General features: G+C 71.0%; 15 protein-coding genes and 1 tRNA gene. 9 read left to right on the top strand and 7 right to left on the bottom strand.

The features are described 5' to 3' along the window. Positions 1-83: 83 nt before the first annotated feature. On the top strand, positions 84-1,094 hold the full coding sequence (locus Q5Y72_RS06605; protein ID WP_305962596.1) for a serine hydrolase domain-containing protein: 1,011 nt from the start codon (positions 84-86) through the stop codon (positions 1,092-1,094). 23 nt (positions 1,095-1,117) lie between these two features. Here Q5Y72_RS06605 and Q5Y72_RS06600 read toward each other — a convergent pair whose 3' ends face one another. Beyond that, on the bottom strand, positions 1,118-1,567 hold the full coding sequence (locus Q5Y72_RS06600; RefSeq protein ID WP_305962595.1) for an outer membrane protein assembly factor BamE: 450 nt from the start codon (positions 1,565-1,567) through the stop codon (positions 1,118-1,120). A 162-nt stretch (positions 1,568-1,729) separates the two neighbouring features. On the opposite strand from Q5Y72_RS06600, the gene Q5Y72_RS06595 reads away from it, so the two are divergent. The 4 genes from Q5Y72_RS06595 (at position 1,730) to Q5Y72_RS06580 (ending at position 4,821) form a co-directional block, all read left to right on the top strand. After that, on the top strand, positions 1,730-2,257 hold the full coding sequence (locus Q5Y72_RS06595; RefSeq protein WP_305962594.1) for a YceD family protein: 528 nt from the start codon (positions 1,730-1,732) through the stop codon (positions 2,255-2,257). Positions 2,258-2,501: 244 nt separating this feature from the next. Continuing rightward, positions 2,502-2,708: a 50S ribosomal protein L32 gene (gene rpmF, locus Q5Y72_RS06590; protein ID WP_209054548.1), complete on the top strand. Its 207-nt coding sequence runs from the start codon at positions 2,502-2,504 to the stop codon at positions 2,706-2,708. Between the two features lie 20 nt (positions 2,709-2,728). After that, positions 2,729-3,850 carry a phosphate acyltransferase PlsX gene (plsX, locus tag Q5Y72_RS06585; protein WP_305962593.1) on the top strand — a complete coding sequence of 374 codons (1,122 nt, stop codon included), beginning with the start codon at positions 2,729-2,731 and terminating at the stop codon, positions 3,848-3,850. Then, on the top strand, positions 3,847-4,821 hold the full coding sequence (locus Q5Y72_RS06580) for a beta-ketoacyl-ACP synthase III (protein ID WP_305962592.1): 975 nt from the start codon (positions 3,847-3,849) through the stop codon (positions 4,819-4,821). The genes plsX and Q5Y72_RS06580 overlap by 4 nt, the downstream gene beginning before the upstream one ends. 33 nt (positions 4,822-4,854) lie before the next feature. Here the strand turns inward: Q5Y72_RS06580 and Q5Y72_RS06575 are convergent, their stop codons facing one another. Continuing rightward, complete coding sequence (locus Q5Y72_RS06575; protein WP_305962591.1) at positions 4,855-5,127, bottom strand: DksA/TraR family C4-type zinc finger protein; 273 nt, start codon at positions 5,125-5,127, stop codon at positions 4,855-4,857. 227 nt (positions 5,128-5,354) lie between these two features. Here Q5Y72_RS06575 and ihfA point away from each other — a divergent pair, with 227 nt between their 5' ends. The 4 genes from ihfA to Q5Y72_RS06555 all read left to right on the top strand — a co-directional run bounded on the left by ihfA (position 5,355) and on the right by Q5Y72_RS06555 (position 7,672). Then, positions 5,355-5,657, top strand: a complete 303-nt coding sequence (ihfA, locus tag Q5Y72_RS06570; RefSeq protein WP_305962590.1) for an integration host factor subunit alpha — start codon at positions 5,355-5,357, stop codon at positions 5,655-5,657. A gap of 15 nt (positions 5,658-5,672) precedes the next feature. Then, positions 5,673-6,374, top strand: coding sequence for a MerR family transcriptional regulator (locus tag Q5Y72_RS06565; RefSeq protein WP_305962589.1), 702 nt, complete (start codon positions 5,673-5,675; stop codon positions 6,372-6,374). A gap of 80 nt (positions 6,375-6,454) precedes the next feature. Beyond that, positions 6,455-6,532 (top strand) — tRNA-Pro (locus Q5Y72_RS06560). A 72-nt stretch (positions 6,533-6,604) separates the two neighbouring features. Beyond that, a complete protein-coding gene (locus Q5Y72_RS06555; protein ID WP_305962588.1) occupies positions 6,605-7,672 on the top strand; it encodes a 2'-deoxycytidine 5'-triphosphate deaminase in 1,068 nt (355 codons plus the stop codon). Between the two features lie 31 nt (positions 7,673-7,703). On the opposite strand, the gene Q5Y72_RS06550 is transcribed toward Q5Y72_RS06555, so the two are convergent. The 5 genes from Q5Y72_RS06550 to Q5Y72_RS06530 all read right to left on the bottom strand — a co-directional run bounded on the left by Q5Y72_RS06550 (position 7,704) and on the right by Q5Y72_RS06530 (position 12,600). Further along, positions 7,704-8,816 carry a THUMP domain-containing class I SAM-dependent RNA methyltransferase gene (locus Q5Y72_RS06550; protein ID WP_305962587.1) on the bottom strand — a complete coding sequence of 371 codons (1,113 nt, stop codon included), beginning with the start codon at positions 8,814-8,816 and terminating at the stop codon, positions 7,704-7,706. A gap of 71 nt (positions 8,817-8,887) precedes the next feature. Next, complete coding sequence (gene scpB / locus Q5Y72_RS06545) at positions 8,888-9,490, bottom strand: SMC-Scp complex subunit ScpB (RefSeq protein ID WP_305962660.1); 603 nt, start codon at positions 9,488-9,490, stop codon at positions 8,888-8,890. Between the two features lie 94 nt (positions 9,491-9,584). Then, positions 9,585-10,403 (bottom strand): segregation and condensation protein A, encoded by an 819-nt coding sequence (locus tag Q5Y72_RS06540; protein ID WP_305962586.1) that lies wholly within the window; start codon positions 10,401-10,403, stop codon positions 9,585-9,587. A 71-nt stretch (positions 10,404-10,474) separates the two neighbouring features. After that, positions 10,475-11,470 (bottom strand): glycoside hydrolase family 3 N-terminal domain-containing protein, encoded by a 996-nt coding sequence (locus tag Q5Y72_RS06535; RefSeq protein ID WP_305962585.1) that lies wholly within the window; start codon positions 11,468-11,470, stop codon positions 10,475-10,477. Continuing rightward, complete coding sequence (locus Q5Y72_RS06530; RefSeq protein WP_305962584.1) at positions 11,470-12,600, bottom strand: SPOR domain-containing protein; 1,131 nt, start codon at positions 12,598-12,600, stop codon at positions 11,470-11,472. The genes Q5Y72_RS06535 and Q5Y72_RS06530 overlap by 1 nt, the downstream gene beginning before the upstream one ends. Between the last annotated feature and the right edge of the window lie 72 nt (positions 12,601-12,672).

Raw genomic sequence — 12,672 nt, 5'->3', positions numbered from 1 at the left:
GCGTCCACCCCCGCGCCGGGCAAGACCCGCCGCTGACGCATCTGTCATTTCCCGATTGCTGCCCCTGCGCCCATATCTGGCGGATGAACCGCCGCACCCTGCTGACCGGCGCCGCGCTGGCGCCCCTTCTGGCCGCGCCGCGGCCGGCCCGTGCCGGCCGGCCGCCCGCACTTTCCTCGATCCTGTCCGGGGCGCGTGACCTGCCGCCGCTACGGGCCGTCGCGATCTGGCGCGACGGGCAGGAGGTCGCGGCCGAGGGGTATCACGGATTTGGCCCCGATCAGCCGACCAACATCAAGTCGGCCTCGAAATCCGTCATCTCGGCGCTGGCCGGCATCGCCATCGACAAGGGCCACCTGACCGGCACCGGGCAGGCCGTCGCGCCGATCCTGGAAGACCAGCTGCCCGCGGACCCCGATCCGCGGCTGGCGCGCCTGACGCTGGGTCACCTGCTGTCGATGCAGGCCGGGCTGGAACGCCAGTCGGGTGCGAATTACGGCCGCTGGGTCAGCAGCCCGAACTGGGTGCGCGCCGCGCTTGCCGCGCCTTTCACCCAGGACCCCGGTGGGCGGATGCAGTATTCGACGGCCTCGACGCATCTTGTCTCGGCGATTCTGGCGCGGGTCACGGGCCGCTCGACCCTGGCGCTGGCCAATGACTGGCTGGGCCCGCTGCCGGGCTTCGCGATCACCGGGTGGGAGCGTGACCCGCAGGGCATCCATCTGGGCGGCAACCAGATGGCGATGAGCACGCGGTCGCTGCTGGCCTTTGGCGCGCTTTATGCCGCAGGCGGGCGCGCCGGCGGACGGCAGATCGTGCCGCGGGACTGGATCCGCGACAGCTGGACCCCCCGCACCTCGTCGATCTTCAGCGGCCAGGGATACGGCTATGGCTGGTTCATCACCCGGATCGCAGGGCGCGACCTGCGCTATGGCTGGGGCTATGGCGGGCAGATGATCTATGTCTTTCCCGCCAGCCGCAGTGCGCCGGCGGCCGCGATCGCGATGACCTCCGATCCCGACCAGCCCTCGGCGCGCACCGGATACCGCGACGATCTGCACCGCCTCGCCGGGCGGATCGTGCAGAGCCTGTAGGTCGCCGGACCCCGGCGACCCTCCTAGTCGATGAAATCGCCGGCCTGGAAATTGCCCAGATTGCCCAGGATCTGGCGGATGAACGAGATCTCGGTGACGCTGCCCTCGGTCACGCGCCGCGACAGCACCACCACGCGGCCGCGTTCCAGCCCGAAGCGTTCGACGTTCGAGACCGTGCCGCCCGCGTCCAGGCGGATGGCCACCACCTGACGGTCGATCTCCTGCGGCTCGTAGGCGCCGAAATGGCGCCAGCGCGAGCCGACGTAATACCAGCCCGATCCGGTCAGCAGGCCCTGCGCCGAAGGCCGGCCCAGCAGGCCCGGCAACTCGGCCACGCTGGTCTGCCCGACCACGACCTGCGCCAGGTCCTCGTCCGGCGGCACGAAGCCGTGATTGCGATAGACCGGAGCGCAGGCGGCAAGCCCGATCATGGCGACAAGGGCCAGGATCATGAGGTTCCTGATGGCAGCCATGAAAGCGTTTCCTTTGCTCAGGCGGTTGACGCGGCCCGCCCGGCTTAGCAAACTCGGCTACCGCGCTCAAGAATATCCATCTTGCGCCGGGGTTTGCGCGCCATGCCGCCGCCGCAAGCCCGGACCAGACTGCCCGGAGGGCCCGCGATGACCGCTTCTTCCATGTCGACGCACAGGGTGCGTGTGGCGCATCTGAACCCGCGGCAGCCGACGCCCTTCGCCGTTGATCCCGATGCCGGGGCGCGGCAGGCCATTGCCGAGGAACTGGGAATCAGCGGGCTGCCCAAACTCGGCTTTCGCGGCGAGATCCGGGCCGAGGGCGGCGATGGCTGGGCGCTGCGCGGGGTGCTGACCGCGACGGTGGTGCAGCCCTGCGTCGTGACGCTGCGGCCGGTGCGCACCGCGCTGCGCGAAGAGGTGACGCGGCATTATTCGCCCCATCTCAGCGACCCCGAGGGCGACGAGATCGAGATGCCCGACGAGACGCTGGAGCCCCTCGGCCAGTTCATCGACCTCGGCGCGGTTGCCATCGAGACGCTGGCCCTTGCGCTGCCCGAATATCCCCGCGCCGAGGGTGCCGCCCTGCCCGATGCCCCGCCCGACGAGGCCCCCGCCGACACCCGTCGCCCCTTTGCCGGGCTGGGCCGGATGCTGGGTCGCGACGGCGAGCCCGGGACAGGCGAGGGGTGATTCTGCCGCGCCGGACGGCCCGCCTTGCCCGGCGTTGCAGGAAGGCCACAGCGCCACCCCGCGACGCCGCCCGCGGGCGCGGAAGGTGGCGCCACGGGGCCGCACTGGTGCATTTAGGTCGGGCGCGCCGGCGCCGGGGGCTTGCGGGCGCTGCCCGCATCGCGTATCTGCGCGGTTCATTTGCGAATTCAAGACACATGGTGCCAAGGCGCGCATGCGCCGCACCCCGAACCGAGGTTGTGACATGGCTGTCCCTCAGAACCGCGTAACCCGCTCCAAGCGGAACATGCGCCGCGCGCATGATGCCCTGGTCGCCGGGAACCCGAACGAATGCTCGAACTGCGGCGAGCTGAAGCGTCCCCATCACGTCTGCCCGTCCTGCGGTCACTATGCGGACCGTGAAGTGGTCGCGCAGGCCAACGAGATCGATCTGGACGACGACGCGGCCTGACCGGCCGTCACCGTTTCCAGATGAGCGTCGATTCCTCGACCAGCCCGGCACCGCGCGCCCCCCAGGACGGGGGCAGCGTGGTGATTTCGGTTGACGCGATGGGCGGCGACCGCGGCCCCTCGGTCGTGGTCGCGGGCATGGCCGCCAGCGCCGCCAAGAACCCCGAGATCCGCTTCATCGTGCATGGCGACGAGGCGCAGTTGCGCCCGCTGATCGACAGGCGCAAGGCTCTGGCCGGCCGCTGCGAGATCCGCCATGCCGCCGGCATCGTGACGATGGAGGACAAGCCCAGCCAGGTGCTGCGCAAGGGCGGCGACACCTCGATGTGGTCGGCGCTCGAATCGGTGCGCGCGGGCGAGGCCGGGGCGGCCGTCAGCTGTGGCAATACCGGCGCGCTGATGGCCATGTCGATGCTGCGCCTGCGCAAGCTGCCGGGGGTTAACCGGCCCGCCATCGCCTGCCTGTGGCCCTCGCGCAACCCGCAGGGCTTCAACATCATGCTGGACGTGGGCGCCGACATCCGCGCCGATGCGCCCGACCTGCTGCAATATGCGATGATGGGCGCATCCTATGCCCGCAACGGTCTGGGCGTCGCCCACCCGCGCATCGGCCTGCTGAATGTCGGCACCGAGGAGCACAAGGGGCGGGCCGAGCTGAAGCAGGCCAACGACCTGATCGGCGCCGCGGCCGATTGCGGCGATTTCGACTATGTGGGCTTCGTCGAGGGCGGCGACCTGCCGGCCGCGCGCGTGGACGTGATCGTGACCGACGGATTCACCGGCAATGTCGCGCTGAAGACCGGCGAGGGCACGGCGCGGCTGGTCGGAGAGTTCATGCGCGAGGCCTTTGCCAATTCCTTCATGTCGAAATTCGCGGCGCTGCTGGCGATGACCTCGCTGAAGCGGCTGCAGAAGCGCATCGATCCGCGCCGCGTCAATGGCGGCATCTTCCTTGGCCTGAACGGCACCGTCGTCAAGTCGCATGGCTCGGCCGACGCCACCGGCGTCTCGGCGGCCATCAAGCTGGCCTTCACGCTGGCCAAGTCGGGCTTTCACGAGCGTCTGGCCGCCCGTGTGGCACAGGGCGCGGCTGCCTCGGCCGGCGCGTCATCCGAAGGCCAGGACGCGGGGGCTACAACGTGACACGGCGCGCAGTCATCATCGGCACCGGCCATTACCTGCCGGAACGGGTGGTCGAAAACAGCTGGTTCGAGGACAAGCTGGACACCAGCGACGACTGGATCAGGTCACGCTCGGGGATCGAGAGGCGGCATTTCGCGGCCGAGGGGCAGGCCACCAGCGATCTAGCCCTGCGCGCGGCGCGCGAGGCGCTGGCCCGCGCGGGCGTCGAGGCGGGCGAGCTGGACGGGATCGTTCTGGCGACCTCGACCCCGGATTTCACCTTCCCCGCCGTCGCCACGATGGTGCAGGCTGGCCTCGGCATGACGCGCGGCTTTGCCTATGACGTGCAGGCGGTCTGCGCGGGCTTCGTCTTTGCGCTTGCCAATGCCGACGCGATGATTCGCGGGGGCCTCGCGGACAGGGTGCTGGTGATCGGCGCCGAGACCTTCTCGCGGATCATGGACTGGACCGACCGCGGCACCTGCGTGCTGTTCGGCGACGGCGCCGGCGCCGTCGTGCTGGAGGCCCGCGAGGGCGCCGGCACCAGCGACGATCGCGGCATCCTCGCCAGCGACCTGAACAGCGACGGGCAGTATCGCGACCTGCTGTATGTCGATGGCGGCGTGTCCACCACCGGCACGGCCGGCCAGCTGCGGATGCAGGGAAACCTGGTGTTCCGCCACGCCGTCGAGAAGCTGGCCCAGACCGCCCACACCGCGCTGGACAAGGCCGGGCTGACGCCGGGCGACGTGGACTGGCTGGTGCCGCATCAGGCGAACCTGCGCATCATCACCGCCACGGCGCAGCGGATGAACCTGCCGATGGACAAGGTGGTGCTGACCGTCGCGGATCATGGCAACACCTCGGCGGCCTCGATCCCGCTGGCGCTGTCGGTCGCGGATCGCGAAGGCCGCTTCAGCGCCGGCGATCTGGTCGTGACCGAGGCGATCGGCGGCGGCCTCAGCTGGGGCTCGGTGGTGCTGCGCTGGTAGCGCGACCCCCCGGGCGGCTGACGCGGCGCCGTTTCACTTCAGCTGCGAGTCCTTGCTGGCCCGGCGATTGATGCCGCCTGCCGGCCGGGCCTGCCGGTCGCGGCCCGACTGGCAGGCGACGCACAGCTGCACACCGGGAATGGCGGCGCGCCGCGCCGCGGGAATCGGCTCGTCACAGTCGGCGCAGACCTCGGCCGCCTCGCGCAGCGGGGCATGCAGGCGCAATCGCGCGCGGGCGACGGCCTCGGCCGTGCTGACCTCGATCTGGTCGTTCACCGCATCGTCGCGCGCCCATCCACCGGCCATGACACCTCCTTGTCCGACATCCCGATGCCGGACCCGCAATATGGGCACGTAGGCCGCCGCCGCAAAGCCCCGGCATGTCGCCGGCGGCTGCCCGTGCCGATGGCACTTGCGCGGCAAACCGCGCATCGCGGGCAGGCCAACCCTCGGGCAAGGAACGATTTCCTCGTCGGCATCGTTGACAGGGCGCGCAATCGGCCTCATCCTGCAAGGACCAAAGAGGGAAGATCATGGGCGAAAAAACGCTGACCCGCATGGACCTGGCCGAAGCCGTGTTCCGCGATGTCGGGCTGTCACGCCACGAATCCGCCCAGCTGGTCGAAAGCGTGCTGGACCACATCTCGGACGCGCTGGTGCGCGGCGAGCAGGTGAAGATCTCGTCCTTCGGCACCTTCAGCGTGCGCGACAAGAATGAACGCATCGGCCGCAACCCCAAGACCGGCGAGGAAGTGCCGATCACGCCGCGGCGGGTGCTGTCCTTCCGGCCGTCGCATCTGATGAAGGATCGCGTCGCCGACGGCAACAGGCAGTAGGGTCCGGACATCGCCATGCAAAAGGGGGCAGAGGCATTCCGGTCGATCGGCGAGGTTGCCAAGCTGATCGGCGTGGCGCCGCATGTCCTGCGCTACTGGGAAACGCAATTCACCCAGTTGAAGCCGATGAAACGGCCCGACGGGCGCCGCTATTATCGGCCCGAGGACGTGCGGCTGGCGGCCGGTCTCTGCGAGATCCTGCGCGACGAGGGGCTGACCATCCGCGGCGCCCGCAAGCTGCTGGCGCGTGACCGCGGAGAGGCGGTGCGGGCCCGCGGCGCCGCGCGGATCGACGAGGTGATCGGCGCAGGACCGGCCGAGATCGCCCCGGCCGACGGCATCGGCGCGCAGGACCGGCCTGCGCCGTCACCCCTGCCCCGTGGCAGGGTCACGACCAGGCCCGAGGAACGCCCGACCGCGGCCCATGCCCTGAACGGCGCGGGCATCGGGGACGACCCGCTTGCCGAGGAGGATCCGCAGGACATGGCCCCGCACAGCCCCCGATCGCGTCACCGCCCGCGCCGCCGTCATGGCGCGACGGATGGCGGCCTGCCGCTGTTTCCCGATCTCGACCGGATGGGGCGCGACACCGCATGGCTGGCACGCCTCGGCCTGCTGGCGGCGCGGTTGCGCGCCCTCGCGCCGGGCGATGCGCGGGTGGTCGCGGCCAGCCCGCGCATGGATGCCCTGCGCGACGCGATCTCGCGCATCTACTGACCGCCGAATTCGACCGTGGCGCAGATTTCCGCCCTGCGGCCCTTGTGCAGCGCCGCGCCTTCGATCTATATGGCCGGCGTCGGGCCGTGGCGCAGCCTGGTTAGCGCGTCCGTCTGGGGGGCGGAAGGCCGCGAGTTCGAATCTCGCCGGCCCGACCATTGCGAAAACGCCCATCCCGGTTCCGGGGTGGGCGTTTTCCGTTCCGATCGCAGGCCCGAGGAGACAAGCGGATGAACGGCGTTCTGCCCGACAGCGAGATTCGCGGCCTGATCGCGTCCGGCGCCATCACCGCGCGGCCCGCCATCACCCCCGATCAGGTCCAGCCGGCCAGCCTCGACCTGCGGCTTGGTGCCACCGCCTACCGGCTGCGCGCCAGTTTTCTGGCGGGGCGCGGCAGGCGGATCACCGACCGGCTGGCCGATCTGCAGATGCACCAGATGGACCTGTCGGGTGGCGCGGTGCTGGAGCGCGGCTGCGTCTATCTCGTGCCGCTGATGGAACGGCTGTCGCTGCCCGCCGGGCTGACCGCGGTCGCGAATGCGAAATCCTCGACCGGGCGGCTGGACCTGCTGACCCGGCTGGTGACCGATGATGGCACCGAGTTCGACCGCCTCCCCGAGGGGTATGACGGCCCCCTTTATGCCGAGATCTGCCCCCGAAGTTTTTCGGTTCTGGTCCGTCCCGGCATGCGGTTGAACCAGCTGCGCCTGCGGCGGGGGCAGGCGGTCCTCAGCGACGACCAGCTGCGCGAATTGAACGCGCGCGAGCCGCTGGTGGCGGGCGAGGCGCTGATCGATCACGGGCTGGGCTTTTCGGTCGATCTGCGCCCCGACCGGGGCGATCTGGTCGGCTATCGGGCCCGGCCGCACAGCGGGGTGATCGACCTCGACCGCATCGGCGCCTATGAAGCCCTCGAATTCTGGGACGAGCTGCGCACCGGCGATGGACGGCTGATCCTCGACCCCGGCGCCTTCTACATCCTTGTCAGCCGGGAATCGGTGGCCATTCCGGCGGATTGCGCGGCCGAGATGGCCCCGTATCTGGCGATGGTGGGCGAGTTCCGGGTGCATTACGCGGGCTTTTTCGACCCCGGCTTCGGCATCGGCGAGGCCGGCGCGGGCGCGCGCGGCGTCCTCGAGGTCCGTTGCCACGAGGCGCCCTTCGTGCTGGAACACGGGCAGGTCGTGGGGCGGCTGGTCTATGAACGCATGGCGGCCCGGCCCGACCGGCTTTACGGCGCGGGCATCCGCTCGAACTATCAGGGCCAGGGGCTGAAGCTGGCAAAGCAGTTCCGCTGAGGGCAGCGATCCTGCTTCGGGCCGGGCGCGATCAGCCCGGCAGCGTGCCGGTCTGCCACAGCCTGACCTTCAGCCCGCCATGCGCGACGATCGGGCCGGGCGGCATCAGTGGCAGGCCGGTCGCCTTCGCAAGCCCCGCCTCACTGGTGACGATGCCGATGCGCCATCCTGCAAGGCGGCTGCGGAACGCCTCTCCCATGGCGGCGTGCAGGCCGAACAGCGGTCCCTTGTTGCCGACCCGCGCGCCATAGGGCGGGTTCACGATCACCAGACCCGGCGGCCCGCCGGGGCGCTGCATCTCGGCGATCGGGCAGCAGTCGAACCGGGTCCAGTCGGCCACTCCGGCCCGCTGCGCGTTCTGGCCGCTCATCCGCACGGCGCCGGCATCGCGGTCGCTGCCGGTGAAACATGTCGCGGGCGGGCGGGGCAGGATGCTGCCCCGCAGGGCATCCCAGGCCTGAGGATCGAAACCGGCCAGCGATTCGAAGGCAAAGCCGCGCGACCTGCCCGGCGCGAGACCGGCCGCGATCTCGGCCGCCTCGATGACGAAGGTGCCCGATCCGCACATCGGGTCCAGCACCGGCTGGCTGCCGTCGAAACCCATTTCGCGCAGGAACATGGCCGCCATCGTCTCGCGCATGGGGGCCTTGGCGACGGCCTGCTTGTGACCGCGCTTGTGCAGCGAGCGGCCGGTGGTGTCGAGGCTGATGGTCACCAGATCATCCTCGATCCGCGCCTTCACGACCATCGCGGCATCCGCCGCGATGGGGGCGCCCAGTTCCTCGGCGATGGCCCTCTCGATCCGCTGGGCGGCTGCGCCGGCGTGGTAGATGCGGCTGGCGCGGCAGGTCGCCTCGACCTTCACGGGCAGGTCGGGACGCAGGACATGCGCCCAGGGAAACCGGCGCGCCCGCTTGTCCAGCTGCGCCAGATGCATCGCCCGGAAGCTGCCGATCCGGGCCAGCACGCGGGTCGCCCCGCGCAGCATCAGATTGGCGCGCCAGACATCGGTCCAGCCGCCACGGATGGTGACGCCGCCGGGCTGGACGGTCGCCTGCCAGCCGAGATCGCGCGCCTCGGCGGCCAGCGGCGCCTCGAGGCCGGGTGTGGCGACCAGGTAGATTTCGAAAGGATCCTCGGACATCCGGCAGCCCTTAGCCTGCCCTGCCGGGCTTGGCGAGACGGAAACGCCGCACCTGCCCTGCGCGAGCGCGGCTAGTCATCCTCGAAGAGATCGTCGGCGACGTCCCCGGCCCCCTCGCCCGGCTCGTCATCCGTGTCGGGCACGATCGGCAGGGCCATGCCCTCGTCGGGCGGGCGCGAATCCAGCAGGCCGGCGGCGCGCAGTTCGGACAGCCCGGGCAGGTCGCGCGCCGATTCCAGCCCGAAATGGTCAAGAAACCCCTCGGTCACCACGAAGGTCGCGGGGCGCCCCGGCGTCATGCGGCGCCGCCCGACGCGCACCCATTCCATCTCGATCAGCTGGTCCAGCGTGCCGCGGCTGACGGCGACGCCGCGGATCTCCTCGATCTCGGCGCGGGTCACCGGCTGGTGATAGGCGATGATCGCCAGCGTCTCGACCGCCGCCCTCGACAGGCGGCGCTGATCCACGGTTTCGGTCTGCATCAGGAAGGACAGATCGGCCGCGGTGCGGAAGGCGTAGCCGTCGCCGATCCTCTCGATACCCACGCCGCGCCCCTCGTAAAGCCGCCGCAGCCCGGCCAGCGCCTCGGCCGGATCGCAGCCCGCGGGCAACCGCGCGGCCAGGTCGCGGACCGTGACGGGCTGGGCCGCCGCGAACAGGATCGCCTCGACCATGCGCTGCTGCTGGGCAAGGGGGGGCGGCGGAAAATCGGGGCCCGCGGCCCCGGCTTCGGCGTCGGAGGCGTCGTTCTGGGTCAGGTCGGTCACGTCACTGGTCGGCTGAGGGTTTGCGCCGGAAGCTGATCGGCGCGAAGGTGTCGGACTGGCGTATCTCCAACCGGCCTTGCCGCGCAAGCTCCAGCGAGGCCGCGAAGGTGGCCGCCGTGGCCGAGCGCCGCCGCGCCCCGCCACCGTCCCCGCCCCCGTCCCAGCCCTCGGGCAGGAAATCCGACAGCTCCACCCAGTCGCCGGCAAAGCCGATCATCCGGCGCATCCGGTCCAGCGCCTGTTCCATCGTGAACACGTCCTGCCGGTCGAAGGCATAGGGGCGGAATTCGTCGCGCGTCTTCAGCCGCGCATAGGCGCGCATCAGGTCGATCAGCCCGGCCTGCCATTCGGTGCGCCGCCTGCGCGTGACGGCCTCGGGCGCGCCGCGGGCAAAGCGGCTGATGCCCAGCCGGTCGCGCGCCATCAGCCGCGCCGCCGCCTGGCGCATGGCGTCCAGCCGTTCCAGCTGGAACGCCAGATGCGCGGCCATGTCCTCGGCGCTTGGTCCCTCGGCCTCAGGGTCGGGTGGCAGCAGCAGGCGCGACTTGAGAAAGGCCAGCCATGCGGCCATCACCAGGTAGTCGGCGGCCAGTTCGATGCGCAGCTTGCGCGCCTGTTCGACAAAGGCCAGATATTGCTCGGCCAGATGCAGGACCGAGATCTTCATCAGATCGACCTTCTGGGTCCGCGCCAGCGTCAGCAGCAGGTCAAGCGGCCCTTCATAGCCGTCCACATCGACGATCAGCGCCTCGTCGGCGCGGCGCTGCGCGACATCGCCGGCCTCGCCCGGCGGATCGGGAAGCGGTCGCAGATGGGGCATCTGTGCGGAAGTTCTGGCCACGCCGCCTCCGGTTTCTCGGACCGACAGCGTCCGCCCAACCCGCGCATGAGTCAAGCCGTGGCCGTCCCCGCCACAAGACCGCGCCATTCGGCCATCAGGGCCGCGCGGTCGAAGGGTGTCGGCGTGCGGCGCATGGCCAGCGCCGCATCGGCTCGGCGGCAGGCCTCGGCCGACATGCCGCCCGCGGCGGCGACCACCGCCTCCATCGCGGGGATATCGCCATTGCAGTGCAGCACCAGATCGCACCCGGCGGCGATCGCCGCCGCGGCGCGCCGGGCCTCGGTCCCAGACAGGGCGTTCATGGTGATGTCGTCGGTCATCAGCAGCCCGTCGAAGCCGATCGTCTCGCGGATCAGCCCGACCATGCGCGGCGACGCCGTCGCGGGGCGATCGTCCAGCGCGGTAAAGCGGATATGCGCGGTCATCCCCATCGGCAGGTCGGACAGCGCGCGGAAGGGCGCGAAATCCAGCGCCTCCAGATCGGCGGGCGCGGCGGCGACCACCGGCAGGTCGTGATGGCTGTCTGCGACCGCGCGTCCATGCCCCGGCATGTGCTTCATCACCGGCAGCACGCCCGCCGCCAGAAGCCCGTCGGCCGCGGCCCGGCCCAGTTCGGCCACGCGGGCGGGATCGGTGCCGAGGCAGCGGTTGCGCAGGAAGGGGTGGGTGTCGGGCTGGGCCACGTCCAGCGTGGGCGCGCAGTCGCTGTCGATGCCGACGTCGCGCAATTCGCGCCCGATCAGGTAGTGCCGCAGCCACATCGCGCGCGGGCCCGCGCCGGCCTGATCCAGCGGCGCCGGCCAGTCGGTCCAGTGCGGGCCGCGCAGCCGCTGCACCCGCCCGCCCTCCTGATCGACGGTGATCACCGCCTCGCGGCCGACCGCCTCGCGCAGATCGCCGGTGAGTCGGCGCAGTTGGTCGGGATGATCGACATTGCGGCCGAAGAGGATGAAGCCCCAGGGATCGGCGGCGCGAAAGAAGTCGCGCTCGGCCCCGGTCAGGGCGGTCCCGGCGATGCCGCCGAGGATCGTCGCGTTCGCCGCCATCACTGCGACAGGGCGAGGCAGTCCGTGCCGCCGGATTTCAGCGCCGCGCAGAACTGCCGCGCCTCGCTGACCGAACCGAAACCCGCCACGCGAAGGCGCCAGAAGGTGCGGCCGTTCGACTGGTGCTGCTGGATCACCTGCCCCTTGCCCGAGAAGAGCGAGCCGAACTTGCCGGCAAGGCGGTTCCATTCGCCCGAGGCGATCGAATCGCTGTCGAAGGCGCCGATCTGCACCAGCGGGCCGCCCGCCGATGCGACCGGCGCGGGCTCGGTTGTGCGGTCCGCGGCGGCGGGCGCGGGTGGCGGGGCGGCGGCGTCGGTGGCGCTGGTCACCGCGGCGGCCACACGCATGCTGCGCGGACGCGGCGCGGGCCGGGGCGAGGCCATGATGACGCCCGGATTGGCGGCCTGCGCCTCTTGCAGCGCGGCGGTGATGGCATCGGTCTGGGCGGGGGCGCCGTTCTCGTCGGTGACGACCTCGTTGATCGGGCCTTCGCGGGCCGGCGCGTCGCTGATCGCGGCCCGCGCGACATCCTCGGTCGCCAGGGCCAGCCGTGCCGCCTCGGCGGCGGCCTGCGCCTCGGCCAGGGCCCGCGCCTCGCTGTCCGACAGCGGCATGATCGGTTCTCCGTCGAAGCTGAGCGGGGCGTCGGAGGCGTTAGCGGGCTCGCGCGCGGTGGCGCCAAAGCGGCCCATCGCCAGATCCTCGTCGGCAAGCCCGGTCGGCGACGGCGCGATGGCGACCTGCTGGGCCGGCGTCGGCTCGGCCCCTTCCGCCACGCCATTCACCGCATATCCGGTATAGCTGGACAATTCGCCGCCCGGCTCCTCCGGGGTGATCCGCGCCTCGCCCTCGATCGCCTTGATGACCGGCACGCCCGAGACGTCGCGCGACATCAGCTGCCAGCCCCAGGCCAGCAGCCCGACCATCAGCCCGACCGAGACCAGCGCGCCGAGGTAATGCGTCAGTCGCGCGATCCGCGCCGAGAAACTGGCGGCGCCGTCAGGATCGGCCGCGAAGCGGCTGTGGTCGCCGGGCGCCGACGGGTCGTCCCAGCCGTTCTGGTCATAGGAAAATTCGCGCCGCACCTTGTGCCGCGAGAAGACGTATCCGCCTTCGCGGAAATCCATCACTGCCATCGTCTGCCTGCCTGCCGGTTGACCCGGATTTACCGTTGACTGCTCTCGGACATCCGGCGGCGG

This window comes from Paracoccus spongiarum (genome assembly GCF_030732095.1).
Taxonomy (GTDB): Bacteria; Pseudomonadota; Alphaproteobacteria; order Rhodobacterales; family Rhodobacteraceae; genus Paracoccus; species Paracoccus spongiarum.
The sequence above is the reverse complement of the archived record's forward strand: the minus strand, read 5'-3'. Positions and strand labels throughout refer to the sequence as shown.